General features: G+C 66.4%; 24 protein-coding genes. 14 read left to right on the forward strand and 10 right to left on the reverse strand.

The window, feature by feature from the left end; translation table 11 throughout:
* From panC to trpC, 9 genes are read right to left on the reverse strand one after another with little or no spacing between them, the layout of a single operon-like run.
* Positions 1-855 (reverse strand): pantoate--beta-alanine ligase, encoded by an 855-nt coding sequence (gene panC / locus V4558_10560; GenBank protein MES2305944.1) that lies wholly within the window; start codon positions 853-855, stop codon positions 1-3.
* Between the two features lie 5 nt (positions 856-860).
* Positions 861-1,646, reverse strand: a complete 786-nt coding sequence (gene panB, locus V4558_10565; protein MES2305945.1) for a 3-methyl-2-oxobutanoate hydroxymethyltransferase — start codon at positions 1,644-1,646, stop codon at positions 861-863.
* Positions 1,647-1,659: 13 nt separating this feature from the next.
* Positions 1,660-2,070, reverse strand: coding sequence for a 2-amino-4-hydroxy-6-hydroxymethyldihydropteridine diphosphokinase (gene folK, locus V4558_10570; GenBank protein MES2305946.1), 411 nt, complete (start codon positions 2,068-2,070; stop codon positions 1,660-1,662).
* 2 nt (positions 2,071-2,072) lie between these two features.
* On the reverse strand, positions 2,073-2,864 hold the full coding sequence (gene trpA, locus V4558_10575) for a tryptophan synthase subunit alpha (GenBank protein ID MES2305947.1): 792 nt from the start codon (positions 2,862-2,864) through the stop codon (positions 2,073-2,075).
* The gene (locus V4558_10580) at positions 2,848-4,290 is read right to left on the reverse strand and encodes an HD domain-containing phosphohydrolase (protein ID MES2305948.1); all 1,443 of its coding nucleotides are present in this window, start codon (positions 4,288-4,290) and stop codon (positions 2,848-2,850) included. The genes trpA and V4558_10580 overlap by 17 nt, the downstream gene beginning before the upstream one ends.
* The gene (locus V4558_10585; GenBank protein ID MES2305949.1) at positions 4,287-5,981 is read right to left on the reverse strand and encodes a HEAT repeat domain-containing protein; all 1,695 of its coding nucleotides are present in this window, start codon (positions 5,979-5,981) and stop codon (positions 4,287-4,289) included. Before V4558_10585 ends, V4558_10580 begins: the two co-directional genes overlap by 4 nt.
* Positions 5,978-7,180, reverse strand: a complete 1,203-nt coding sequence (gene trpB, locus V4558_10590) for a tryptophan synthase subunit beta (GenBank protein ID MES2305950.1) — start codon at positions 7,178-7,180, stop codon at positions 5,978-5,980. Before trpB ends, V4558_10585 begins: the two co-directional genes overlap by 4 nt.
* On the reverse strand, positions 7,158-7,805 hold the full coding sequence (locus V4558_10595; GenBank protein ID MES2305951.1) for a phosphoribosylanthranilate isomerase: 648 nt from the start codon (positions 7,803-7,805) through the stop codon (positions 7,158-7,160). Before V4558_10595 ends, trpB begins: the two co-directional genes overlap by 23 nt.
* Entirely contained in the window at positions 7,795-8,580 is a 786-nt protein-coding gene (gene trpC / locus V4558_10600) for an indole-3-glycerol phosphate synthase TrpC (protein MES2305952.1), read from the reverse strand. Before trpC ends, V4558_10595 begins: the two co-directional genes overlap by 11 nt.
* A gap of 69 nt (positions 8,581-8,649) precedes the next feature.
* Here trpC and lexA point away from each other — a divergent pair, with 69 nt between their 5' ends.
* The gene (lexA, locus tag V4558_10605; GenBank protein MES2305953.1) at positions 8,650-9,258 is read left to right on the forward strand and encodes a transcriptional repressor LexA; all 609 of its coding nucleotides are present in this window, start codon (positions 8,650-8,652) and stop codon (positions 9,256-9,258) included.
* Here the strand turns inward: lexA and trpD are convergent.
* Entirely contained in the window at positions 9,255-10,307 is a 1,053-nt protein-coding gene (trpD, locus tag V4558_10610) for an anthranilate phosphoribosyltransferase (protein ID MES2305954.1), read from the reverse strand. The genes lexA and trpD overlap by 4 nt on opposite strands.
* Before the next feature lie 102 nt (positions 10,308-10,409).
* Between trpD and V4558_10615 the strand changes: the two genes are divergently transcribed.
* Genes V4558_10615 through V4558_10675 form a run of 13 tightly spaced genes read left to right on the forward strand, consistent with a single transcriptional unit; the run spans position 10,410 to position 25,296 of the window.
* Positions 10,410-11,189 carry a tRNA pseudouridine synthase A gene (locus V4558_10615; protein ID MES2305955.1) on the forward strand — a complete coding sequence of 260 codons (780 nt, stop codon included), beginning with the start codon at positions 10,410-10,412 and terminating at the stop codon, positions 11,187-11,189.
* Positions 11,183-12,568 carry a trypsin-like peptidase domain-containing protein gene (locus tag V4558_10620; GenBank protein ID MES2305956.1) on the forward strand — a complete coding sequence of 462 codons (1,386 nt, stop codon included), beginning with the start codon at positions 11,183-11,185 and terminating at the stop codon, positions 12,566-12,568. Before V4558_10615 ends, V4558_10620 begins: the two co-directional genes overlap by 7 nt.
* Positions 12,565-14,004: an adenylosuccinate lyase gene (gene purB, locus V4558_10625; protein ID MES2305957.1), complete on the forward strand. Its 1,440-nt coding sequence runs from the start codon at positions 12,565-12,567 to the stop codon at positions 14,002-14,004. Before V4558_10620 ends, purB begins: the two co-directional genes overlap by 4 nt.
* Complete coding sequence (locus tag V4558_10630) at positions 14,001-14,927, forward strand: phosphoribosylaminoimidazolesuccinocarboxamide synthase (GenBank protein ID MES2305958.1); 927 nt, start codon at positions 14,001-14,003, stop codon at positions 14,925-14,927. Before purB ends, V4558_10630 begins: the two co-directional genes overlap by 4 nt.
* Positions 14,924-15,553, forward strand: a complete 630-nt coding sequence (locus V4558_10635; GenBank protein MES2305959.1) for a phosphatidylserine decarboxylase family protein — start codon at positions 14,924-14,926, stop codon at positions 15,551-15,553. Before V4558_10630 ends, V4558_10635 begins: the two co-directional genes overlap by 4 nt.
* The gene (gene pssA, locus V4558_10640) at positions 15,550-16,386 is read left to right on the forward strand and encodes a CDP-diacylglycerol--serine O-phosphatidyltransferase (GenBank protein MES2305960.1); all 837 of its coding nucleotides are present in this window, start codon (positions 15,550-15,552) and stop codon (positions 16,384-16,386) included. The genes V4558_10635 and pssA overlap by 4 nt, the downstream gene beginning before the upstream one ends.
* Positions 16,383-16,634: a phosphoribosylformylglycinamidine synthase subunit PurS gene (gene purS / locus V4558_10645; GenBank protein MES2305961.1), complete on the forward strand. Its 252-nt coding sequence runs from the start codon at positions 16,383-16,385 to the stop codon at positions 16,632-16,634. The genes pssA and purS overlap by 4 nt, the downstream gene beginning before the upstream one ends.
* A complete protein-coding gene (purQ, locus tag V4558_10650) occupies positions 16,631-17,332 on the forward strand; it encodes a phosphoribosylformylglycinamidine synthase subunit PurQ (protein ID MES2305962.1) in 702 nt (233 codons plus the stop codon). The genes purS and purQ overlap by 4 nt, the downstream gene beginning before the upstream one ends.
* On the forward strand, positions 17,329-19,605 hold the full coding sequence (gene purL / locus V4558_10655; GenBank protein ID MES2305963.1) for a phosphoribosylformylglycinamidine synthase subunit PurL: 2,277 nt from the start codon (positions 17,329-17,331) through the stop codon (positions 19,603-19,605). The genes purQ and purL overlap by 4 nt, the downstream gene beginning before the upstream one ends.
* 3 nt (positions 19,606-19,608) lie before the next feature.
* Positions 19,609-21,006: an amidophosphoribosyltransferase gene (gene purF, locus V4558_10660; GenBank protein ID MES2305964.1), complete on the forward strand. Its 1,398-nt coding sequence runs from the start codon at positions 19,609-19,611 to the stop codon at positions 21,004-21,006.
* Positions 21,003-23,672 (forward strand): pyruvate, phosphate dikinase, encoded by a 2,670-nt coding sequence (gene ppdK, locus V4558_10665; GenBank protein ID MES2305965.1) that lies wholly within the window; start codon positions 21,003-21,005, stop codon positions 23,670-23,672. Before purF ends, ppdK begins: the two co-directional genes overlap by 4 nt.
* The gene (gene purE, locus V4558_10670) at positions 23,669-24,163 is read left to right on the forward strand and encodes a 5-(carboxyamino)imidazole ribonucleotide mutase (protein MES2305966.1); all 495 of its coding nucleotides are present in this window, start codon (positions 23,669-23,671) and stop codon (positions 24,161-24,163) included. Before ppdK ends, purE begins: the two co-directional genes overlap by 4 nt.
* Entirely contained in the window at positions 24,160-25,296 is a 1,137-nt protein-coding gene (locus V4558_10675; GenBank protein ID MES2305967.1) for a 5-(carboxyamino)imidazole ribonucleotide synthase, read from the forward strand. The genes purE and V4558_10675 overlap by 4 nt, the downstream gene beginning before the upstream one ends.
* The last annotated feature ends 8 nt before the right edge of the window (positions 25,297-25,304 follow it).

Raw genomic sequence — 25,304 nt, forward strand, 5'->3', positions numbered from 1 at the left:
TCACGCGTTCGGCTCCTTGAGGATCACGTTGTCGATCAAGCGGGTGGTGCCGACCCGCGCTGCCACGGCGACGATTGTCCCCGGCTCAGCTCGCTCGACGGAGGCGAGCGAGTCAGGATCAGCGAGCGCAATATAGTCCGGCGTCACGCCGCGAGTCGCAGCAAAGATCTCGGCCGCGACCGTGTGCAAGACCTCGGCATCCCGCTCCCCGGCTCGCCAACGCACCTCGACCGCGTGCAACGCCCGCGATAGCGACAGGGCTTCGATCCGTGCCTCGGGGGTGAGGTAGACGTTGCGTGACGAGAGGGCGAGCCCATCCGGTTCGCGCACCGTCGGCAGCACCCGCAGCGTCAACGGCAGGTCGAGGTCGCGGACCATCTTGCGGATGAGGGTGACCTGCTCGATGTCCTTCTGTCCGAAGCCGGCGACATCGGGCTGGACGATGTTGAACAACTTGGCGACCACGGTGAGCACGCCATCGAAATGCCCCGGTCGATGGGCGCCTTCCCAGCGTGACGCCGTCGCGCCCGCGACCACACGAATTTCCGCCCCGGGCGGATACATCTCGTCAGCCGTCGGCACAAACAGCACCTCCACGCCGCGCGAGGCAGCCAGCCCCCGGTCGCGCTCGATGTTGCGCGGGTAGCGGGATAGATCCTCGTTCGGACCGAACTGCAGCGGATTGACGAAGATGCTCATCACGACGAGATCACAGGCCGCGCGGATATCGTCCACGAGCGCCAGGTGACCGTCGTGCAGGAAGCCCATCGTCGGCACGAAGCCGATGCGACGGCCCTGGCTCCGCTCGCGCGCGAGTCGCGCCCGGAGTGCCGCAATGCTCGTGAATTCTTCCATGCCGCTCAATCGAAGGAGTGGGCGTCGTCGGGGTATGCGCCGGTGCGGACTTCGGCGGCGAACTGCGACACGGCGTCACGCACCGTCCCAGCCAGCTCGGCATAGCGCTTCAGGAAACGCGGCGTGAAGGTGTCGTTGAGACCAATCATGTCGTGCAGCACCAATACCTGACCATCGCAGCCGTTGCCCGCGCCGATACCGATCGTCGGAACCGTGAGCGCCTCGGAGACCTGAGCAGCAAGACCACGCGGCACCAGTTCGAGGACGATCGCGCTGGCCCCCGCCTGTTCGAGCGCCACTGCGTCATCGAGCAGTTTCTGCGCGGCCGGGGCGTCACGACCCTGCACGCGATAGCCGCCGAGCGTGTTGATGGCCTGCGGCGTGAGGCCGAGGTGACCCACGACCGGAATCCCGCGATCGACGAGCGCGCGCACGGTCTCCGCCATCGGGGCGCCACCTTCGAGCTTCACGGCGTGGCAGTCCGTTTCGGCCAGCACCCGACCGGCGTTCCGGATCGCCTCTTCCGGCGAGACCTGGTAGGAAAGAAATGGCAGGTCCACCACGATGGGCGTGCGCTCGGTTCCGCGCCGCACACTCGCGGCATGGTAGATCATCTGATCAAGCGTCGCGCTGAGCGTGGAGCGATGGCCGGCGAGCACCTCGTTCAGCGAGTCACCCACCAGCATGATGTCGACGCCCGCGCTCTCGAGCAGCCGCGCAAAGAGCGCATCGTAGCAAGTCAGCATCACCAGCCGGCGCCCGTCGCGCTTGCGGGTTGCGAGATCGGGCATCGTCAACGGTCGGTCAGCCATGGGCCTCCACAACGGCAATCTGCCGCGCCCAGAAATTCCGGTCGCGCAGCCCGGGATGCGGGAGCACGAGGTCGGGGAGATCACAACTCAGGTCACCGAAATACACCAGATCCAGGTCAAGCGTCCGGGAACACCACGGCGTGTCGCGGGTCCGCCCCGCTTCCCGCTCGATCGCGTGACATCCCTCGAGCACCGCGGCAGCCGAACACGTGGTGTCGAGCAGCACCATCTGATTCAAGTACGAGGGTTGTGGCAGTCCCCCGAGCGGCGTGGTCTCCTCCACCTCGGACGCTGCGACGAGCGTCGTGCCCGGGAGCTGCGCCAGCCTCACGCACGCAAGCGCAAGCGCCGCGGCACGGTCACCCAGATTGCTCCCCAGCGCAACGCAAGCGCGGACACCCAACGCTACCGACTCCCGATGGCGGCACGGAGTTCGCCGAGGAAGCGCCCCGCAGCCGCCACGCCCTGACTGCCAAGCACATCTACGAGCGCACTCCCCACAACCACCCCATCGGCGATTCCACCGACGACCCGCGCCTGTTCCGGAGTCGAAATTCCGAAACCGACCGCGATCGGCAGTGCTGTTTCGGCGCGCACCCGTGCCACGGACTCATCGAGTCCCACCGCCAGCTCCTTCGAGGCGCCAGTCACGCCGAGCCGCGCCACGAGGTAGATGAAGCCCTGCCCACCACTCACGGCGCGGGCGACGCGTTCCGGCGCCGTGGTCGGCGCCACGAGGCGGATCAGGTCGAGTGGGGAGCGCTGCACTGCGGTTTCGACCGCGGCATCGGCACCGGCCGGAAGATCCGTGAGCAACAGACCGGCAACACCAACGGAGGCAGCGTCCGCCAGCAACCGCTCGACACCATACTGCAGCACCGGGTTCAAGTACGAGAACAGCACGACCGGCGCCCGGAGTTCCGCCCGCGCGATCAGGTCGAGAGTCTTCGGGAGCGTCATCCCGTTGGCGAGCGCACGAAAAGTCGACGCCTGAATCGTGGGACCGTCCGCCAGGGGGTCGGAAAACGGCACACCGACCTCGATGACATCCGCGTGCGCGTCGGTGACCCGGAGCGCCTCGAGGGAATCATCGAGCGTGGGGAACCCCGCCGTCAGGTAGGGGACCAGCGCCGGACGCCCGGCAGCACGCAATGTGGTCCAGGTGCGGTCGAGCCGCGAATCAGACGAAGAAATCACCGACGACAAGGCCATAACGGTCCGGAGAAGTGACTTTGACAATGGTGCGCGGGAAACTGCCATCCGCCCGCACAGTCGAGAGGTCGACCAGCTCGCCCGGCGCGGGAAGCCTCGCGCCGAGCGCACTCACCGCCAGCCGGACCAGGGGGCGGTGAAGTTGTTCTGGATCGGAACTTGGTCCCGCCACGACCGCAACCTCGAACGTGTCGAGGATCACGCAGGTGCCCACCGGATAGATACCCAGCAGGTTGATGAGCGCCTTGACCAGCGTCGGGTCGTAGCCGCGCCCCGGGTTGAGCCACATCTCCCGCAGGACGGCGTCGGGTTCGAGTGGCTCATTCTGATAGGCGCGGCGCGTGGTGGCAGCGTCGTATCCGTCGGCCACCGCGACCAGCCGCGTGAAGAGCCCGAGCCGACGGGGGCGAATGGCCCGAGGGTAGCCGCTGACATCCACCTTCATATGGTGTTCGTGCGCGGCCAGAATGGCGCGATACGGCAACTCCTCACCCTCGCGCATCTTGAAGAGTGTCAGGGTGCCGAGCCAGGGATGCGCCTGCATCCGCTGCCATTCGGAGTCATCGAGCGAGCCGGCCTTGTTCAGCAGCTTGATGTCTAGGCGCGCCTTGCCGATGTCGTGCAGCAGTGCGGCAAGTCCGAGATCATAGAGCTGCATCCGTTCGAGACCGAGGCGCTTGCCGAGCGTGACGGCAAAGATCGTGACGTTCACCGAATGCGTGAAGGTGTACTCATCGTATTCACGGAGCGTCGTCAGGCCGGTGATCGAGAGCTCGTTCTCCATGACCTGGTCGACGATCAGCTGGATCGCGCGCTTCAACCGCCGGGTGCTCGGCGCCCGGCCCATGCGGACCCCCTGGACTACATCACGGGCGACCGAGACTCCCTGGGCGTACGTGCGCTTCGCTCGCTCGAGCGCCTCGTCACCCTCCGTGGCGTCGTCGGCCTGTTCTCCGACGGCATCCACCGAGAGCCGCACGATATCGGCCTGCTGCATCCGCTGGCGCAGGATTTCGAGCCGTTCGTCGGGTTCCGCATCAGCAGGCAAGGCACCGAGTGCATTCAGCCACGCCTGCCACTCGCGGCGCGTCACCCCGTCATCGACACGAAGCAGCCCCACTCCGCAGCTGCGCATCAATCCGACGAAACCGCTGAAGGCCGCAAAGTTGTCGAGGCCGAGGCGCAGCCGCGTCTGGTTGATGAAGATGAAATCGCCGGTGAGCCGGACCTCGATGAAGCCCTCGAGCTGCAGGACCGACATCGCCGTGACGTACAGTTCATCAAGCGATCGCTGCACGGCAGCGTTCTCAAGCGGATACAGCTTGAGCGCACGCTGCGCGCTGTGAATCGCGACGAGTAGCGCGCGCCCCGACTGGCGGAGGAGGGCGTCGTCCCGCACGGGGGTCGTCACGCGAGCCAGTCCCGCAGGGCGGCGTTGGCCGCGCTGCGCACGACTGCTTCCTTGTCGGACGTGAAGCGGTCCACCATCAGGCGCGCTTCGAACGTCCGGACCTTCGCGAGCGCAAAGATGGCGCAGGCCCTGACTTCGGGCGGCGTCTTCCGTCGAAAGATCCCGCGCGGCTCGAGCAGTTCCTGCAACTTCGGGATCGCAACCTCACCGGCGAGCTGACCGTAGGCTTCGTACACCGTGCGCCGTTCGCTACGCTCCCAGCCGTAATCCTTGCCATCGAACAGCATCGCTTCGATGCGGCGCACCGCCCCACCGGATCCACCACGCGACACAAGCACGGCGAGCGCCGCCTGGCGCACGGCGCGCTCCTCGTCATCCAGTGCGGTCTCGACGGCGTTGACCGAGGTGGGCGTGGCAAATTCTCCCAGCGCGCGGACCGATGCAAGGCGAATCGCCGGGGAGCCATCCTTGAGGTGCCCGACAATCGACGGCACCAGCTGACTGAGCCCCAAGCGCGATGCCAGCGCGATGGCGGGTTCAATCACATCAGACGGGCCCTGGTCAAGGAGGGCGGCAAGCGCAGACGGCTGCGCGCGCGCGAGCTGCTCCACGCTGGGTTCGAGGGCGCGTCGGACACTGGCGTCCAGCGTGCGCCCCAGATGCGCCAGCACCAACGGCAGCGCGACTGGCTTGAGTTCGCGCAGCACCTCGCCGACATCCTCATCACTGGGCCTCGTCCGAGAATCCTCGAGCGCCACGAAGACCTGTTCAAGGATGTCGGGCTGCGAAAGCCGATCCTCGAAGCTGAGCAGCGCATCGTGCAGTTGCTGGTCGAGACCTGGCGCCCGCACCGCAATGACGCGCAGTTCGCGCAGGATACGAGCGACCGCGCGAAATCCGCCGGTCGAGAGTTGCGCCGGCAGGATGTCCTCGAGCAGGGCCACGACTTCGCGACGCACCTCGGGTTCGCGCTGCGCTTCGAGAATATCGAGCAGCGCATCGATCGCTGCCTGACGGATGTCGCGGCGGTATTCGTCGTCGAGATCGCTCTGGATCAGGCGGATCTCGGCCTCTTCGAGGAAGAACGGCGTCGAATCGAAGTCGGCGGGATCCACCACCCCGGGCGGACTCCCGGCGGGCGCTTCCTTGGCCGCGACGACCTCGTGTTGCGCCTGGTCCGGTTCGGGCTGACGCTCCCGCGCATCGCTTTCCTGGAGAAACTCGATCCCTTCGCCGAGCACTTCGATGAAGGCGTACGACACTAGCACGAAGTCCTGCTCCCAGAGGAGGGTCAGCAGGTCATCGCCGGCGTCGGCGGCCAGCAATCGGGAGCGATTGACGACATCGAGGAAGCGAACGATCTCTTCGCTCTCGACTCCGGGAAGGAGTGTGAGTCGACGCAGACCGTCCTTGTAGAGCTGCCAGGCGAGTCCTTCGTTGCGCGTGCCCTGACGATAGACGTTCACCCCTTCCCAGGTGATCTCCCCTTCCTGGATTTCGAGCACCAGCCGCCCGGTAATGCCCCACACCGGGGCGAAGGCACCGGCCACCTGCTCGAGCGCGCGGGAGTACATCGGATTGTTGGGGAGGTACATCTGCAGCGCACGCTGACTCTTCACGAGGACCCGAAGCAGTTCCTCGATCGCGCGGAGGTCCGCGTCCGTGGGGCCTGCGTGCGGTGCGACGGTCACGGCTTCCCGTGGAGAAGCGCCGCGACGTGCGCCACGTCCTTGTCGCCGCGCCCGCTGAGGCAGAGGAGCACGAGTTCATCCGGCGTCCAGCGACCGCGCACTGCTTCGATCCAGGCGATCGCGTGTGCGGTCTCGAGCGCCGGGATGATTCCCTCGAGTCGACAGAACTGCTGGAACGCGTCGAGGGCGGCGGTGTCGCCAATCGCGGCGTACTCCACCCGGCCACTGTCGTGCAGCCAGCTGTGTTCCGGACCAACGCCGGGGTAATCCAGCCCGGCCGACACCGAATGAGCGGGCGAGACCTGTCCGTCGGCGTCCTGGAGCAGATACGACAGCGACCCATGGAGCACGCCAGGCGATCCGGCGGTGAGCGTCGCGCTGTGATGACCGCTGGCCACGCCTTCGCCCGCCGCCTCGACGCCGACGAGCTGCACATCGGCATCCTCGAGGAAGCCCGCGAACATACCCATCGCGTTCGACCCGCCGCCGACACAGGCGACAACCGTCCTGGGAAGGCGACCGGTGAGCGCAAGCAGCTGCTCACGCGATTCCCGGCCAATCACGGATTGGAAGTCCCGCACCATTCGCGGAAAGGGATCGGGCCCGACCACCGAGCCGATGATGTAATGCGTCGTCGGCACGTTGGTGACCCAGTCGCGCAGCGCTTCGTTGGTGGCATCCTTGAGCGTACGCGTTCCCGAGGTGACCGGCACCACCGACGCGCCGAGGAGCTGCATCCGGTAGACGTTGAGTGCCTGCCGCGCGACATCCTCCTCGCCCATGTAGACGACACATTCGAGTCCGAAACGCGCACAGATGGTCGCAGTCGCTACACCGTGCTGGCCAGCGCCGGTTTCGGCGATGATGCGACGCTTCCCCATGCGACGTGCCAGTAACGCCTGACCGATCGTGTTGTTGATCTTGTGGGCGCCGGTGTGGTTGAGATCTTCGCGCTTGAGCAACACCCGGGCGCCGACGAGGGCGCTGAACCGCGGCGCTTCCGAGAGCCGGGACGGCCTGCCGACAATGTCGCGCAGCAGGGTGTGGTACTCCTCCCAGAACGCCGGCTCACTCCGGGCCTGATCGTACAGCGCCGTGAGGTCGTCGAGTGCGGCCACGAGCGTCTCGGGGACGTAGCGACCCCCGTACGGGCCGAAGCGACCCTCGACCGTGGTCTCAGGAGGAAGTGCGAGCGTCACGGACCATCTCCAGGAAGCGAATGAGCCGCTCGGCATCCTTGCGGCCCGGCGCGGATTCTACCCCGGAACTTACATCGACAGCGTCGGGGCCGACGAGCCGGATCGCCTCGGCAACGTTCTCGGGCGCCAGTCCACCTGCGAGAACAAAGCGAGCCCCCGGCGCGGCCCGTCGGGCCGCGATGGCCAGCGACATCGGCAGGGCGATTCCCTTCCCTCCCAGTCCATCGGGATGACGGGGTTCCACCAATAAGGCATCGGCGGCAGCCGCTCGCTCGGCAAGGAGAGCGGCCAGCCCTGCCTCGGTCTCGACCGCTGCGACCCGCCACACCTCGAGGCCCGTGGCCCGGAATCGTGCCGCAACAGCCGGGTCAGAGGCGCCGTGCAGCTGGACACCGGCCAGTCCGGCCTCGGCGACAATATCGAGGATCGCCTCGAATTCCCGGTCGGCAAAGACACCGAGCACCGGAACAGCACCAGCCGCGGCGACAATTTCACGCGCCTGCGAGGCAGTTACCTCGCGCGGTCCCCCGGCGAAAATCACGCCGAGTCGCCAGGCGCCCTGTCGAGCAGCGAGTTCGGCGTCAGCAGGCCGGGTGAGCCCGCAAATCTTCGCGTCAACGACCACGTCGACTCACTCTGCTCACCCCGCGGGCGGCGGTTTCCGGCTCACCAGCGGCGGCAAGCGCCGATCCGATCAATACGGCGTCCGCGCCTGCTGCGGCAGCCGATTCGACATCTGCGACGGTCGCCATACCGCTCTCGGCAACCGCGACCAGTTCGGCTGGCACCTGTTCAAGCAGTCGCCACGCCGCTTCGCGATCGATCGAAAAGTTGTCGAGGTCGCGCGAATTGACTCCGATGATCCTGGCCCCCGCCGCGAGGGCTGCCGAAATTTCGGCCGCGTTGTGGGTCTCCACGAGCGTGGCGAGGCCAAGTTCTCCGGCGAAATGGACCAGCCGGCCAAGTTGGGCCTGGTCCAGGGCCCGAACTATCAGCAGGGCCGCCGAGGCTCCGGCAGCGCGCGCCTCGAGCAGCTGGACTTCGTCGAGGATGAAGTCCTTCCGGAGCAATGGCACGGAGACCGCGCCTGCCACGGATTCGAGATCGGCCAGGGCGCCTCCGAAGAAGGGACCGTCAGTGAGTACCGACACCGCAGCCGCACCACCCCGCGCATAGGCCTCGGCAAGCTCGACGGGATTCAGTCCCTCGTTGATGGCTCCGGCGGAGGGGGAGCGTCGCTTGACCTCGGCAATGAGGGTGACCGTTTCGCGCCGCAGGGCGGCTTCGAAGTCGGCCGGGACGGACCGGGCGAGTGCCGCCCGTTCAAGTTCCGCCCCCCTGCGACGGAGGTCAGGGAGGGTATCCCTGGTGGCGGCGAGGATGGCATCGAGTACGGGCATCTTGCTCTTCGGTTTCCGTTCGGGTAGCTTCTGCTTCGGGTTCTCTTCGCCATCGCCTTGGAGGCCGTCGTGCCACTGACCAGGAAGCAGCGCGAGATTCTCGACTATCTCGAATCGGCCATCGCCCGGAACGGCTTTGCGCCGAGTTTCGAAGAGATCGCCGAGCAGTTCGGCTACCAGTCGCTCGCCACCGTGCACGAGCACCTGAGCAATCTGGAGAAGAAGGGCTATATCCGCCGCGGATACAATGAGAGCCGGGCGATCGAAGTCCTCCCTCCACGCGGCAGCGCGGGCGCGACCGAGATTCCCCTGCTCGGATCCGTCGCCGCCGGCTACCCGATCGAATCACTGATGAGTGGCGAAGTCGTGCCGGTTCCCGACAGCATGCTCCCACGCCGCGGTCCGAACTACGCCCTGCGGGTTCGCGGCGAATCCATGATCGACGAGCAGATCCTCGACGGTGATCTGGTTGTCGTCAACGGCCGCGAAACCGCCGACAACGGCGAAATGGTGATTGCGCTGGTCAACGGCAGTGAGGCAACGGTCAAGCGGTTCTATCGCGAGCCGGGCGGATGGATTCGCCTGCAGCCAGCCAACCCGGTGATGCGCCCGCTCCGCTACCAGGAGCGCGACGTGCTGATTCAGGGCGTCGTCGTCGGGGTGATCCGGAAGTTCTAGCGCCCGGCCAGCTCGCGAAGCCGCTCCAGCCGATCCGCGGCCGCACCGCTCGTCAGTGCGCGCCGCGCCGCCAACACGGATGCCTCCCAGTCCAGCCCCTGCCCCGACACGTACACCGCAGCCGCCGCGTTGTGCACCACGGCGGCGACCAGCGCGGGCATCGCCTGCGCGGGTCCTCGCAAGAGTGACTCAATGCGCTCGGCATTGTCCGCGGGCTCGCCACCCTCGAGTCCCGCAAGCGTCTCGCTACCAAGACCGAATTCTGCAGGATCCAGGCGCCACGGGGTGACCGTGCCGTTTCGGATCTCCCACACGCTCGTCAGCCCCACCGGGGAAATCTCATCCATCCCGATATCGGCGTGGACCACCAGCGCATGCGATGCGCCGAGCCGGGCCAGCGCCTCGGCGATCACGGGGGCACGTGCTGCGTCGGCGACGCCTACCACCTGCCGGGTAGCACCGGCCGGGTTGGCCAGCGGGCCGATCAGGTTCATCAGCGTCGGCACCCCGAGTTCGCGACGAACAGGTGCCACGTGACGCATCGCGGGGTGATATGCCGGGGCGAACAGGAAGACGAGGCCGGTCTGCTCCAGCACATCCGCTGCCTGCCCGGGAGTGAGTTCCAGCGAAAGGCCGAGGGCCTCCAGCACGTCGGCCGACCCCGAACGCGACGTGAACGAGCGGTTCCCGTGCTTGGCTACCCTGACGCCCGCAGCGGCGGCCACAAATGCGGCGGCAGTAGAGAGGTTCAGTGTTGTGGTCCGACCGCCGCCGGTCCCGCAGGTATCGACGAGCAGGTCGGGGTTGGCACCCGGCACAGAGCGCATCGCAAGACGGAGCGCCCGGACTGCACCGGCGATCTCCGCCGGCGTCTCGCCACGGGTGCGCATCGCCATGAGCGCGGCCCCCACACTGGCAGGGCCGGCGGCCCCCGACATGATCTCGGTGAAAGCAGCTTCGGCTTCGGATTCGCTCAGTGTCTCGCCTGCCGCGAGGCGAATGAGCGCCTGGCGAAGCGCGGTCGGAGGTGGGGGCTCTGGGTGGGTCATCGGCGTGGGCAAGCGTATCGGCCTCGCTGTCCTTTTGTCAATATTCACAACGGTTTACGCGGGTTGCCGCCCCTCCCCGATCGGGCTACTTTCCGAGGCTCGATGGAGCGCACTTTTCTGCTCGTTCTGGAGTTCGACGGGACCGGCTTCTGCGGCTGGCAACGCCAGGCCGAGGGCCGCTCGGTGCAGGCGGTCGTGGAGCAGGCTCTGGGACGACTCGCCGGGCGCCCCACGAGAGTGATCGGCGCCGGTCGAACGGATGCCGGAGTCCACGCGCTGGCGATGCCGGTGAGTGCGACGATGCCGGCGCGGTGGGCGCCAACGGAGTTGCTGCGCGCGGCGAATTCGGTGCTGCCGCGAGATGTTGCCGTTCGCGAGATCCGCGAAGTGGTGCCGGGCACCGACGCGCGGCGTGCCGCACTGAGTCGACGCTACCGCTTCGACATCGGAACCGACGGCACCAGCCGATCGCCGTTCCGCAGCCGGACTGAATGGGCAGTCGGGCGGACGCTCGATGCTGAAGCGATGATGCGCAGCGCCGCTCTGTTGCCCGGAGAGCACGACTTCCGTGCCTTCGCCATCGTGGGCGAACCGAAGCCGCACTATCGCTGTCGAGTCCTGGAGGCGTGCTGGACGCCGCTCGATGTTGCGCGGCTCCGTTTCACGATCGCCGCCGACCGCTTCCTGCACCACATGGTGCGGATGCTCGTCGGAACGATGGTGGACATCGGCCTCGGACGACGACCGGAGAGTGACATGGCGCGCCTGCTGACGCTGCCGCACAACACTGAAACGAGCGCGCCAGCCCCTGCGGCCGGGCTGCGCTTTGTCGAAGCCACCTACCCCGATTCGATCTTTCTTTCGGAGCGCGCCTCATGGTAACGCGTCGTATTGCCGTGCTGTTCGCGACAATCTGTGCGGCCGCCTGCGGTGGCGAGCGCGGTGCATCGGCGCAACAGCCTCCCGCAGCCAGCAACGGCCGCACCATCGATGCGTCGCGGCGCACGGCGATCGTCGATGCCAGCGCCCGGGTCGCACCGGCCGTTGTCTCGGTGCGCGTCACGCTGCCACAGCCGCGGCCGAGCGTCTACGAGCAGATGTTCATGCAGCAGCCGCAAGGCACGCCGCAAAGCTTCGGCACCGGCTTCATCCTGCGTGCCGATGGCATCATCATCACCAATCAGCACGTCGTCGCCAACGCGCAGCAGATCACCGTGACGCTGGCGGACGGCACCGATGTCGAGGGTCGCCTGCTCGGCGAGGATCCCCTGACCGACATCGCCGTCATCAAGGTCGAACGCAAGGGACTGCCCGTCGTGACGGTCGGCCGTTCGCGCGACCTCATGATCGGCGAATGGGCGATCGCGCTCGGCAATCCGTACTCATTCCTGCTCGGCAACTCGGAACCGACGGTGACTGCTGGCGTGATCAGCGCCACCGGCCGCAACATTCTCCCGACCGGAAACCAGTCGGGTTCCTATCTCGACATGATCCAGACCGACGCGGCAATCAATCCGGGCAATTCCGGAGGGCCGCTGACCAATGGCCTGGGCGAAGTGATCGGTGTCAACTCCTCGATCTTCTCCGAGAATGGCGGCTCGGTCGGCCTCGGCTTCGCCATTCCGATCGAACGCGTCGTGCGCGTCGCCGACGAGATCATCCGCAATGGCGCGGTGCGACGCGCGTGGGTCGGACTCACCGTCAATCCCGTGGCCGGGACCAGCGACTGGAAGCAGAACGGCGGCGTCCCGGTCGGCGATGTTGCCGCAGGTGGCCCCGCCGCTCGCGCAGGGATCCGCAGCGGCGATGTGCTCACCGAGGCGAATGGCAAGCGACTCCGCAATTACCTCGACTGGGATGCCGTGCAGCTCGACCTGCATGTCGGCGATTCGGTCGTCGTGGTCGGCAAGAGCCGCGGCGCGAGTTTCTCGCACCGGATCATCACGGGTGATCTGCCGTCGGTCACCGCGCAGAAAGTCCGCGTGCTGCAGAACCTCGACCTGATCACCGTGACCCCGGCCATCCAGGCGGAACGGCGGATCCAGAGCACCGCCGGCGCGCTCGTATTCCGGGTCCCCCGCGACGTCACCGAACAAACCGGACTCACCGAGGGCGATGTCATCATCGGCATCAACGGCACGACACTCCGTTCGGCCGAAGAAATCGGTCGCGCGTTGCAGGCGATCCGCCCCGGCAGTGCGTTCATCCTGAACATCGAGCGTGGTGGCATGCGCGGCAATCTCCGGTTGCAACTCAATTGAGCGGCGATCGCTGGCAGTCGCCGCTGGGGAGCCGCTATGCATCGGTGGCGATGCAGCAGCTCTGGGGTGAAGCGCATCGTATCGGACAGTGGCGTCGCGTCTGGCTGGCCCTGGCGGAGTCCGAGCGCGAACTGGGACTCGAGATTCCGGACGCGGCCCTCGTTGCGATGCGCGCGCACCTCGACGATGCCGATCTCACCGCCGCGGCCGCGTTCGAGAAGCGTTTCCGCCACGACGTGATGGCCCACGTCCACGCGTTCGGGGAACAGGCCCCCGCCGCCCGCCCGTACCTCCACCTGGGCGCGACATCCGCCTTCGTGACCGACAACGCCGATGTTCTGGTGATGCGCGACGGCCTCGCCCTCATCCTCGGACATCTCGTGGAAGTCGTCGGCAAGCTCCGTGGCTTTGCGGTGGCGCACGCGGCGCTTCCCTGCCTCGCGTACACGCATTTCCAGCCGGCGCAGCTCACGACGGTCGGCAAGCGTGCGACGCTGTGGATGCAGGATTTCGCGCTCGACATCGAAGCCGTGGTGCACCGGCTCGAGGCGCTCCGACTTCGGGGCTGCAAGGGCACCACGGGCACGCAGGCGTCCTTCCTGGATCTCTTCGCCGGAGATCACGCCAAGGTGCGTGAACTCGAGCGGCGGATCGCGAGCAAGCTCGGTACCGACGCAGTCTTTCCGGTGACTGGCCAGACCTACCCGCGAAAGGCTGACGCACAGGTGCTCGACGTGCTCAGCGGCATCGCCCAGTCGGCCGCCAAGTTCGCGAACGACATGCGGTTGCTTCAGCACGAAGGGGAGTTGCTCGAACCCTTCGAGAGTGAGCAGATCGGCTCGAGCGCCATGGCATACAAGCGCAACCCGATGCGCGCCGAGCGGATCAACGCGCTCGCGCGCCACGTGATCGCGTTGCAGGCCAACGGAGCGCACACCGCCGCCGCACAATGGCTCGAACGGACACTCGACGATTCGGCGAATCGCCGACTGACGCTCCCGGAGGCTTTCCTCGCCGTCGATGCGATCCTGCTGCTGGTCGCCAACATTGCTGGCGGCCTTGAAGTTCGGGAACCCGCGATTATGCGTCACGTCGACGAACAGATGCCGTTCATGGCCACGGAGCGGTGGCTGATGCTCGGCGTTCAGGCCGGAGGCGACCGTCAGGCCCTGCACGAAGTTGTGCGCCGCCACTCACTCGCCGTGCACGAGGCCGTCGCGGCCGGGCAGCCCAACGACCTGATGGATCGACTCTCGACCGATGCCGCGTTCGCCGGGATCGACCGGACGGCCCTCGCCGCCCAGCTCGATCCGACGCGGTACACCGGGCGATCACGGGAGCAGGTCGGCGAATTCCTCGACGAATTTCTCGATCCGCTCGTGATCCGGGCCGCTCCGATGGCGACAGCCACCGGTCCTTCGGAGCTGCGCGTATGAGCACCATCCCGCTCACGACCAGCACCCTGCCGTTGCCGCTCTGGCGGAAGGGGAAGGTTCGCGAAGTCTACGAAGTCGATGCCGAGCGCCTGCTGCTCGTGGCGAGTGATCGCGTGAGCGCCTTCGACGTGGTCATGGCCGAGGCCGTACCCGACAAGGGACGGGTGCTGACGCAACTTTCCGCGTTCTGGTTCCAGCGCCTGAGCAGCGTCACTGACTCGCACTTCCTCACGGCGAGCACGAACGCCATCCTGGTCGAAGTGCCATCGCTGGAGCCGTTCCGCGACCAGATGGCCGGGCGTGCGATGCTGGTGCGGCGTACCGCCCCCGTGTCATACGAGTGCGTCGTTCGCGGATATCTCGCCGGCTCGGCGTGGGCGGAGTATCGCCAACGCGGCACGCTTGCCGGTGAGTCGCTCCCACCGGGATTGCTGGAATCATCACCGCTCGAGCCGCCGCTCTTTTCGCCGGCGACGAAGGCAGAGAGCGGCCACGACGAGAACATCGCATTCGAGCAGATGCGCACTGCGCTCGGCGCCGATCTCGCTGACGGCCTGCGCGATGTCTCGCTCGCGTTGTACGCCGCCGGAAGGAATGAGGCCCGCGAACGCGGACTCGTCATCGCCGACACCAAGTTCGAGTTCGGGCTGACAGCTGCGGGCCGCCCGATTCTGATCGACGAAGTGCTGACCCCCGATTCGTCGCGCTTCTGGCCGATGGACGGTTATCAGCCCGGGCGTACACAACCGAGTTTTGACAAGCAGCCGCTGCGTGACTGGCTCGCAGGGGAGCGCACGGCGGGCCGCTGGAATGGGGATGCCCCTCCGCCGACGCTGCCAGCGAGTGTGGTCGATGCGACCAGCGCCCGCTACCGGGAAGCCTACCGCCGCATCGTCGGCAATGAATTGCCGGAGGACGCATGATGCGAGTCGCGCCGGAAGGACGTCCGTTCATCGCCGTGGCCTGGCTGCTGGCGATCGGGTTCGCCGCGTTCGGCTGGTGGACTGCCACGGCGCTCTGGCTGCCGATCGCGATCTGGGTGGTCGCCTTCTTCCGCGACCCTGAGCGCAGCGGGCCACGTGGCGATCAGTACGTGATCGCCCCGGCCGACGGCAAGGTCGTGTCGATCATCCCGATCGATGAGCCGGATGTGATCGGCGGCGCCGCGACGCGCGTCTCCATTTTCATGAACGTCTTCAACGTGCACGTCAACCGCTACCCGAGCAACGGCACCATCACATTTCGCCGTTATCGACCGGGCAAGTTCTTCAATGCGGCCGACGAGAAGGCCGCGCTCGAGAACGAGCAGAGCGACGTTGGCATTACCACCCCACGCGGACGCGTGCTTGCCCGGCAGATCGCCGGCCTGATTGCGCGCCGGATCATCACGGATCATGCCGAAGGTGCCGTTGTGCGCCAGGGCGACCGCCTCGGCCTGATCCGCTTCGGTTCGCGCGTGGACGTATTCGTCCCTGCAGGCACCAGCATCCTCGTCAAGGAAGGAGACGTGACCCAGGCCGGGGTCACGGTGATTGCCGAATGGACATGAACAGCGAAGGACCCGCTCCGCGTCACGGCATGCGCCGCGTCGTGATCGTCGTGCCGAGTGCCTTCACGCTCGGGAATCTCTTCTTCGGCTTCTGGTCGATTGTCGCCGCCAACCACGGCAACTTTCTCTGGGCCGGGTGGTTCATCATCTTCGCCGGGGTCCTCGACACGCTCGACGGCCGTGTGGCCCGCCTGTCGAACACCGGCTCGCGATTCGGCGCCGAGCTCGACTCGCTGGTGGATGTGATTTCGTTCGGTGTTGCTCCGGCACTGCTGATGTATTTCCTCGAGTTCAGCAACGCGGGCCGCTTCGGATGGGTGCTCTGCTACCTCTACGTCATGGCGGCAGCGATCCGCCTCGCACGCTTCAACGTGGTTGCCGCCCAGGGTGGCAAGACCGGTTCGTGGTTCACCGGTCTTCCCTCGCCCGCCGCCGGTATGACGCTCGCAGCGTATTTCTCCTTCTCGCAGACCACCTGGTACAGCCAGTCGCTGGCATACCTGAACATGCAGAACTTCGGCCTCGCCTTCCTGATGGTGGCGCTCGGAGTGCTGATGGTCAGCAATGTGAAGTATCCGCGCTGGCCGGCAGCGGGCTTCGGCTCGCCGCAGAAGCTCGCCGGCCTCGCCATCTATCTGGTCATCCTTGTCTGCGGGCTGACGGTTCCCGCCTACTTCCTCTTTCCGCTCGGACTGACCTACCTGCTCTTCGGTCTGCTCCGCGCCTTCTTCCGCGGGCTGTCCGACCGGGGCGATCTCCGGGATGGCGGTGACCAGCCGCCGATAACGCTTGTCCGTCACGGCCGCGCCGCGCGCCGTCAGGAGAACGAATGAACCAGCGTGTCCACGTCCGAGTCATTCCCCGTAGCGGGCTCCTCGATCCGCAGGGTCAGGCCGTCGAGCATGCGCTTGGTGTCCTCGGCTTCTCGGGTGTCACTGATGTGCGGATCGGCAAGGCCATCGAACTGAGCGTGGCAGCCGACAGCCCGGCCGCGGCCGAGGCGCTGGTTCGCCGGATGTGCGAACAACTCCTCGCCAATCCGGTCACCGAGGACTTCGTGATCGAGGTGGAAGCGCGATGAGCCGTGTCGCCGTGGTCCGCTTTCCGGGCAGCAACTGCGAGACCGAATCCCTGGCCGCCGTAGTGCGCGCCGGGGGTACATCGGTCTTGCTCGACTACCGCGAGACGTCGCTCGGAGGCGCCGATGCGGTGATCCTGCCGGGTGGCTTCTCCTACGGCGACTATCTCCGCTCCGGCGCGATCGCGCGATTCGCCCCGATCATGCAGGCCATCCAGGCTCACGCCGCGGCCGGCGGCGCGGTGATCGGCATCTGCAATGGGTTCCAGGTGCTCTGCGAGGCCCATCTCCTGCCTGGGGCGCTGCTGCGGAATGCCCAGCAGCGATTTGCGGCGCGACCTGTCGACGTCCGCATCGAACGCGTCGATACCGTCTGCACCGGTGACTACCACACTGGCGAAGTGATCCGGATCCCGATTGCCCACGGGGAAGGTCGCTATGCCGCAGACGAGACGACACTGCAGCAACTCGAAGCCGACGGCCGGGTGATGCTACGGTATGTCAGCGTACCTGGGAGCGATGCCCCGCATAATCCCAATGGCTCGGCCCGCGACATCGCCGGTATCTGCAATGCCGCCGGGACGGTGGTCGGCTTCATGCCACACCCGGAGCGCCTCGCGGAGAGCACCCTCGGATCCGATGCCGGTCACCGGTTCTTCACGTCACTCGTCGGTCGGCTCGCCGTCGGAGCTGCCGCGTGACCGCTGTCATTGCCGCCGAAGCGTTCCCCGGCGAACGCGAAGTCACCGATGCAGTGGTACGCGAGCACAAGATCAACGAGATCGAGTACAGTGCCGTCCTGAAGCTGCTCGGTCGTACACCCACGCTCACGGAGCTTGGCATCTTCTCGGCGCTCTGGTCGGAGCACTGTTCCTACAAGCACACCAAACCGGTCCTGCGAAAGTTCCCGGTCGACGGACCGCAGGTCGTGCAGGGCCCCGGCGAGAACGCCGGCGTGCTGCGGCTCCCCGAAGGGTGGGCCGTGGCATTCAAGATCGAGTCGCACAATCACCCGAGCGCGGTTGAGCCATACCAGGGCGCCGCGACAGGCGTCGGCGGCATCCTGCGCGATGTCTTCACGATGGGCGCCCGCCCCGTCGCGCTGCTGAATTCCCTGCGACTCGGGCCTCTGGACGACGCCCGCAATCGCTACCTCTTCGCCGGCATTGTCAAAGGCGTCGGAGACTATGGCAATTGTGTTGGCGTACCCACCCTCGGAGGCGAAGTCTGTTTCGCCCCCGGGTACAGCGGCAACCCGCTGGTCAATGCCATGGCGGTCGGGCTCCTGCGTGAGACGGACCTGATCACGGCAAAGGCCGAGGGTGTCGGCAACATCCTCCTGGCGGTCGGCGCCAAGACCGGACGTGATGGTATTCACGGTGCCTCGTTCGCATCAGAGGATCTCACGGCGGAGAGCGAGAAGCGACGGCCGCAGGTGCAGGTGGGTGATCCGTTCACCGAGAAGCTGTTGCTCGAGGCCTCGCTGGAGTTGATCACCGGCAACTACATCGTGGCGATTCAGGATATGGGCGCGGCCGGGCTGACATCCTCATCGGCGGAAATGGCGGCACGCGGCGGCGTCGGCGTCGAGCTCGACACCAGCAAGGTGCCGACGCGCGAGGCCGGGATGACGCCGTACGAGATCATGCTGTCGGAGTCGCAGGAACGAATGCTCGTGGTCGCCGAACCGCACCGCATTGCCGAGATCCAGGCGGTCTGCCAGCGGTGGGAGCTCGATGCGACTCCGGTCGGGCGGGTGACTGACGACGGGCTCTTCCGCATCATTCACGATGGGCGGACCGTGGCTGCCATTCCGGGACAGGAGCTCGTGGACGGCTGCCCGATGTATGCGCCAGCCGCCATCGAGGCCCCGGCCGCCGTGGCACGACGCGCAGCCCTCCCTTCCAAGACCGCGCCCGATCCTGTGGCTGCACTGAAGCTGCTGCTCGACGCACCAACCATCGCGAGCAAGCGCTGGGTCTTCGAGCAATTCGACAGCACCGTGCGCGCCGGCAGCGCAGTCATTCCGGGCGGTGACGCCGGAGTGCTCCGCGTCGCCGACACCAACTTCGGCCTCGCCATGACGGTCGACTGCAATGCCCGCTATGTCTTCCTCGACCCATACGAGGGTGGCAAGGCAGCGGTCGCCGAAGCGGCACGCAACATCGCCTGCACCGGTGCCCGACCGCTCGGTATTACTGATTGCCTCAACTTCGGCAATCCCCAGGTGCCCGAGATCTTCTTCCAGTTCACCGAAGCGTGTCGCGGCATTTCCGATGCTTGCCGCGCCTTCAATACGCCGGTGACCGGCGGCAACGTCTCGCTGTACAATCAGAATCCGACGAGCGCGATCGATCCGACGCCGACCATCGGCATGGTCGGCGTTCTCGATGACATCACGACTGCAGTGCCGAGCCACTTTTCGCAGGCTGGCGATGCCATCCTGCTGCTCGGTCACACGACGGGCCACCTCGGCGGTTCGTCGTACTGGGCCGAAGTCCTCGACGCCGTTGTCGGGGCACCACCTCCGGTTGATCTGAAGGCCGAACGCGGGTTGCAGGAGACCCTGATCGCGGCAGCCAGCCGACGCCTGCTCCGTTCAGCCCACGATCTTTCCGATGGCGGGCTCGCGGTCGCGCTGGCCGAGTGCTGCATCGGTGGCCCCTGGGCTACCACCACCTTCGGCGCTGACATTGATCTCGGTCGACACGCGGACGCTGTGTCGGACGCGGGATGGCTCTTTGGCGAGGAGGGCGGCAGGGCGCTGGTCTCCTGTGATCCGTCGCACGTGGCGGAATTGCAGCAGTTGGGACACGGCCTCGGGATCCCGGTGCATTACCTCGGGCTAGTCGGGGCCGAACGTGGTCAGCTCAACGTCACGCGCGACGCGGTGGCATGGCACTGGGGCACGACCGAGCTCCGCAGCATTCATCTCGAGGCAATTCCGCGACGCATGTCGACGGGAGAGGGCTGACCCATGTGCGGTGTGATCGGAGTATCCGGTGTCGTCGACGCGGCTCGAGTCACCTATCTCGGTCTCTACGCCTTGCAGCATCGCGGGCAGGAGAGTGCCGGGATCGTGGCGGTCGATGACACCGGACGGGCCCGGATCCACCGCGCAATGGGGCTGGTTTCCGATGCCTTTGATGAGCCCTCGCTCACCGGCCTGCTCGGCGATGTCGCGGTGGGTCACACTCGCTATTCCACCGCCGGCAGCACGATCCTCGCGAACGCTCAGCCCTACCTCGTGAACTATCACGGCGGTCCGTTGTCCGTCGCGCACAACGGCAACCTCGTCAATGCGGTGGAGTTGCGCGACGAACTGGTTCGGCAGGGCGCAATCTTCTCCTCCAATAGCGATACCGAAGTCCTGATCCACCTGATTGCGCGTTCGGATGCCCCCACGGTCGAAGGCCAGATCCGCGATGCACTCGAACGGGCCGATGGAGCGTACTCGGTGGTGATCGGCGTGGGTCGCGCCATATATGCCGCTGTGGATTCGCGTGGCTTCCGACCGCTTTTCCTGGGTCGACTCGACGGTGGCGTCATCGTGGCCTCGGAAACCTGCGCCTTCGATCTCGTTGGTGCCACGACTGTGCGTGAACTCGCACCTGGCGACTTCGTACGGATCGAAGACGGCGAAATCGTCGACCTGCACCGGCTTTCACCCCGCCGCGTGACCCGCTGCATCTTCGAGCTGGTGTATTTCTCCCGCCCTGACTCCACCATCTTCGGCGAGTCAGTCGATCGCGTCCGGCGGGAGCTGGGTCGTCAACTCGCGCGCTTCCACCCTGCCCCAGGCGCTGATGTGGTGTTTTCCGTCCCCGACTCTTCCAATGTGATGGCCCTCGGCTACTCCGAAGTTTCCGGCGTCGCGCTGGAACACGGCCTGATCCGGAATCACTATGTCGGTCGAACCTTCATCAATCCGACGCAGGCGCTCCGGGTCGAGAAGGTGAAGATCAAGTTCAATCCGGTGCGTGAAGTGATCGCCGGCAATTCGGTGGTCGTCATCGACGACTCGCTGGTGCGGGGCACGACCAGCAAGGGGCTCGTGCGAATGATCCGCGCCGCCGGCGCACGCGAGGTCCATCTCCGACTCGGCTCGCCGCCAATCACCGGGCCGTGCCACTACGGCATCGACACGCCCAATCGTGACGAGCTGATCGCCGCGACCCACTCACACGAAGAGATCCGGCAATACCTCGGCGTCGATACGCTCGGCTATCTCACGCTGGACGAAATGGTTGCAGCTGCAGGTGACCGAAACTCCTGGTGCCATGCCTGCTTCAGCGGCGACTACCCGACGACCCCGGTGCAACTGACCCTCGGCAAGCTGCGGGAGGCGCCGGTGCCCGCGGTGACCCCCGCATGAGCGACCCGTTCGTCCAGCAGCCGCTGGTGTACTACTTCGGGCAAGGCCGCGCCGAAGGGACGTCCGCGATGAAGGACATTCTCGGCGGCAAGGGAGCCGGGCTTGCCGAGATGACCAATCTGGGGATCGCCGTACCGCCGGGCTTCACGATTGCGGCAACGCTCTGTCAGACCTACCTCGATGCACGCTCGTTCCCGCCCCGACTCAGGGCGCAGGTCGAACAGGCGCTGCAGCACGTCGAAGCAGCGACTGGCAAGGAATTCGGCGGTGACCAGAATCCGTTGCTGGTTTCGGTCCGCAGCGGTGCCGCGGTCTCGATGCCAGGGATGATGGAGACGATCCTCAACCTCGGCCTCAACGACCGCACCGTGGAAGGGCTCGCGTCCCGCAGCGGCAATCCCGCCTTTGCCTGGGATTGCTACCGCCGCTTCGTCCAGATGTACGCTGCCGTCGTCTTTGATCTGCCAAAGGCGCCGCTCGATCGCCTGCTCGAGGAGGCCCGGCACGCGCACGATGTTGCTCGCGAGATCGACCTCCCCGTCGCGGCGCTCAAGGCACTTGTGGCGAGGTTCAAGGCACACGTCACGGAAGCGACCGGCAAGCCATTCCCCGACGAGCCGATGGAGCAGCTCTGGGGCGCCATCGCAGCCGTCTTCGAGAGCTGGAACACCCGCCGGGCGATCGACTATCGCCGGATCCACGAAATTCCCGACGCGCTTGGCACCGCCGTGAGCGTCGTGGCGATGGTGTATGGCAACCTCGGCGACAATTCCGGCACGGGCGTCGCGTTCTCGCGCGACCCGTCCACCGGTGAGCGGTTGCTCTACGGCGAGTATCTCTCGAATGCCCAGGGCGAAGATGTCGTCTCCGGCGCACGCACACCCGAGCCGATCGCCGCCCTGCGAGATCGGATGCCCGCTGTCTATCAGGAGATGGACCGGATGGCGCGCACGCTCGAGCGCCACTTCCGCGACGTGCAGGACATGGAGTTCACCATCGAGGATGGCCGACTCTTCATGCTCCAGACCAGAAGAGCGCAGCGTTCGGGCCCCGCAGCGTTCCGGATCGCCTGCGAGATGGTCGAAGAAGATGCCATCTCCGAGGAAGAGGCCGTCGCGCGGATTCCGCCCCAGGCACTGGAGCAGTTGCTGCACCCGATGATCGACCCGCGACATGCACTCGATGTCCTGACCACCGGCCTCCCGGCTTCACCCGGCGCGGCATCCGGCGTGGTGGTCTTCGACGCAGACACTGCCGCCGAGCGCGGCCGCCGCGACGAAGCGGTGATCCTGGTGCGCCGCGAGACCTCACCCGAGGACTTCCACGGCATGGTCGCTGCCCGTGCCATCCTGACGGCCAGAGGGGGGATGACGTCGCACGCCGCCGTGGTCGCCCGGGGCATGGGGAAGCCATGCGTGGCCGGCGCGCAGGCACTCGACGTGGATGAAGCGGCTGGTGTCGTCCGTGTCGGCGGCCGCGAGTTTCGTGCGGGCGACTGGATCACGCTCGACGGATCGACGGGCACCGTGTACCTCGGTCAGGCCAAGCTGCTCGTCCCGGAGATGAGCGAGTACTACCATCGCCTCATGGGCTGGGCCGACAAGATCCGACCGATGAAAGTGCGCGTGAACGCGGACACTCCAGCCGATGCCCATCGCGGACGTGATTTCGGCGCCGAAGGGATCGGCCTTTGCCGCACCGAACATATGTTCTTCGAAGGCGATCGCCTCATCGCCGTGCGCGAGATGATCCTCGCCGAAGATCGTGGCGAGCGTGACCGGGCATTGGCAAAATTGCTGCCGATGCAGCGTGGCGATTTTGAATCGATTTTTCGTGCGATGGAAGGCTTTCCGGTCACGATCCGGTTGCTCGATCCACCGCTGCACGAGTTCCTGCCGAACGACGAAACGGAACTCGTCGCCCTCGCCGGACAACTGCACAAGCCGGTCGACCACGTCCGGCGCGTGGTGGCCTCCCTGCACGAGCAGAATCCGATGCTCGGTCTGCGCGGTTGCCGCCTCGGGATCATCTATCCCGAAATCACCGCGATGCAGGCCCGCGCCATTTTCGAGGCAGCCTGTACCGTTGCCGCGCGCAAGGGTCGGGTGATGCCGGAAGTGATGATTCCCCTGGTCGCATCGGTCGTGGAGTTCCGCCGGCAGGCGCTGCTGGTCCGGCAAGTCGCCGAGGAAGTGTTCCGTGAGCGCCAGCTCACGGTGCCGTACCTGCTGGGCACGATGATCGAGCTGCCGCGCGCCGCACTGACGGCCGACGAGATCGCCCGTGAGGCGCAATTTTTCTCTTTCGGCACCAATGACCTGACCCAAACCACGTGGGGCCTCTCGCGCGACGACGCTGGCCGCTTCCTTCCCCACTATGTCGAGTCGGGGATCATCGACAGCGATCCGTTCCAGACGCTTGACCAGGCCGGTGTAGGGAAGCTGATCAGGATGGCCTGCGAGCTGGGCCGAAAGACGCGCGCCGATCTCAAGCTGGGCATCTGTGGTGAACACGGTGGTGACCCGAACTCGATCGCCTTCTGCGAGACCCTGAAGATGAACTATGTCTCCTGCTCCCCCTTCCGGGTGCCGATTGCCCGGCTTGCCGCGGCGCAGGCCGCGCTCGCGGCTCGCGGCACTGTCGATCGAACCAAGGCGACCGTATGAGCGCACCAATTGTTGGCGTGGTGATGGGCAGCGACTCCGACTGGGACGTGATGCAGCACGCCGCCGCGCGGCTGGTCGAATTCGGCGTGCCGTATGAGGCCCGCGTGGTCTCGGCGCATCGCTCGCCGGACCTGCTCTTCAGTTATGCCGAGGAAGCCGCCGACCGCGGGTTGCGCGCCATCATCGCCGGTGCCGGCGGTGCGGCTCACCTGCCAGGTATGCTCGCAGCCAAGACCACGGTGCCGGTCCTCGGTGTACCGGTTTCGAGTCGCCATCTCAAGGGACTCGACTCGCTGCTCTCGATTGTGCAGATGCCTGCCGGGATTCCGGTGGCCACGTTTGCGATCGGAGAAGCAGGCGCCAGCAACGCGGCGCTTTTCGCCATCGCCATTCTTGCCGGGACAGATAACGGACTCGCCGCAACGCTCGCCGCCTATCGCAGCTCGCTCGACGCCAAGGTGCGCGCGCTCGTCCTGCCGGATCCCGCGTGATCCTGCCAGGCGCGACGCTTGGCGTCCTGGGTGGCGGGCAGCTCGGTCGAATGTTCACCGCCGAAGCTCGTCGAATGGGATATCGCGTCATTGTACTCGATCCGGATCCTGATGCGCCGGCCGGGCAGCTCGCCGATCACCACATCACCCGATCGTGGACCGATCCCGAGGCGCTGGCCGAGCTCTCCGGAATGTGCCAGGCGGTCACCACCGAATTCGAGAATGTTCCGGCAGATGTCCTGCGCGCACTCGCGGCGCATATCCCGGTCCGGCCACGCGCCGATGCGGTCGCCACGACCCAGGATCGCATCGCCGAAAAGCGCTTCCTCAACAGCATCGATGTCCCGACGGCGGCGTGGGCGGCATTTCGGAAAGGGGACTCTCCTGAAGACGCCTGGCAGGCAACCAATGCCGAAAGCGCGATCCTCAAGACGGCGCGAATGGGGTACGACGGCAAGGGGCAGGAAATCATTCTCGGAAGCAGCGAACTCCCGGCCGCGCTCGTCCGGCTCGGCAGCGTCCCCTGCATTCTCGAGCGACGCGTTGCGCTGGAGCGGGAGATCTCGGTAATGGTCGCACGCGGCGCGGATGGCCGCACCATCACCTGGCCGGTCGCCGAGAATGTGCATCGCGCCGGGATCCTGCATACCAGTGTCGTGCCGGCGATGATCCCCGACGCACTGGCCGCCGAAGCCCGTTCGCTCGCCGAACGGATCGTCACCGAGCTCGACTATGTCGGCGTGATGGGAGTCGAGTGCTTCATCGCCGATGGCGGCCAGCTACTGGTGAACGAACTGGCACCGCGACCGCACAACAGCGGTCACTGGACCCTCGACACTGCGATCACGTCGCAGTTCGAGCAGCAAGTCCGGGCGCTCACCGGACTCCCCCTCGGCGCGACGGAGACAATGGCACCTGTCGCGATGATCAACTTGCTTGGCGATCTCTGGCGCTACGGCGAACCGCGCTGGGCGCGCGCGCTCGCCCTCGACGGAGTGAAGCTGCATCTCTACGGCAAGAAGACCCCACGCGTCGGCCGGAAGATGGGACACCTGACCGTGACCGCAGCCACGCCGGCGATGGCGCTGCATCGCGCCGAAGAGGCGTGGCGCTCGCTGACCTCGCCAAGTTGACCGGCCCG

This window comes from Gemmatimonadota bacterium (assembly GCA_040388535.1).
Classification (GTDB): domain Bacteria; phylum Gemmatimonadota; class Gemmatimonadetes; order Gemmatimonadales; family GWC2-71-9; genus Palsa-1233.

Bases quoted from the DNA above. Each gene is read 5' to 3' on its own strand.
- panC (MES2305944.1), bottom strand. From the start codon at position 855: ATGGAAGAATTCACGAGCATTGCGGCACTCCGGGCGCGACTCGCGCGC.
- panB (MES2305945.1), bottom strand. From the start codon at position 1,646: ATGCCCGATCTCGCAACCCGCAAGCGCGACGGGCGCCGGCTGGTGATG.
- trpC (MES2305952.1), bottom strand. From the start codon at position 8,580: ATGCCCGTACTCGATGCCATCCTCGCCGCCACCAGGGATACCCTCCCT.
- trpD (MES2305954.1), bottom strand. From the start codon at position 10,307: ATGACCCACCCAGAGCCCCCACCTCCGACCGCGCTTCGCCAGGCGCTC.
- V4558_10615 (MES2305955.1), top strand. From the start codon at position 10,410: ATGGAGCGCACTTTTCTGCTCGTTCTGGAGTTCGACGGGACCGGCTTC.
- V4558_10620 (MES2305956.1), top strand. From the start codon at position 11,183: ATGGTAACGCGTCGTATTGCCGTGCTGTTCGCGACAATCTGTGCGGCC.
- V4558_10630 (MES2305958.1), top strand. From the start codon at position 14,001: ATGAGCACCATCCCGCTCACGACCAGCACCCTGCCGTTGCCGCTCTGG.
- V4558_10635 (MES2305959.1), top strand. From the start codon at position 14,924: ATGATGCGAGTCGCGCCGGAAGGACGTCCGTTCATCGCCGTGGCCTGG.
- pssA (MES2305960.1), top strand. From the start codon at position 15,550: ATGAACAGCGAAGGACCCGCTCCGCGTCACGGCATGCGCCGCGTCGTG.
- purS (MES2305961.1), top strand. From the start codon at position 16,383: ATGAACCAGCGTGTCCACGTCCGAGTCATTCCCCGTAGCGGGCTCCTC.
- purQ (MES2305962.1), top strand. From the start codon at position 16,631: ATGAGCCGTGTCGCCGTGGTCCGCTTTCCGGGCAGCAACTGCGAGACC.
- purF (MES2305964.1), top strand. From the start codon at position 19,609: ATGTGCGGTGTGATCGGAGTATCCGGTGTCGTCGACGCGGCTCGAGTC.
- ppdK (MES2305965.1), top strand. From the start codon at position 21,003: ATGAGCGACCCGTTCGTCCAGCAGCCGCTGGTGTACTACTTCGGGCAA.
- purE (MES2305966.1), top strand. From the start codon at position 23,669: ATGAGCGCACCAATTGTTGGCGTGGTGATGGGCAGCGACTCCGACTGG.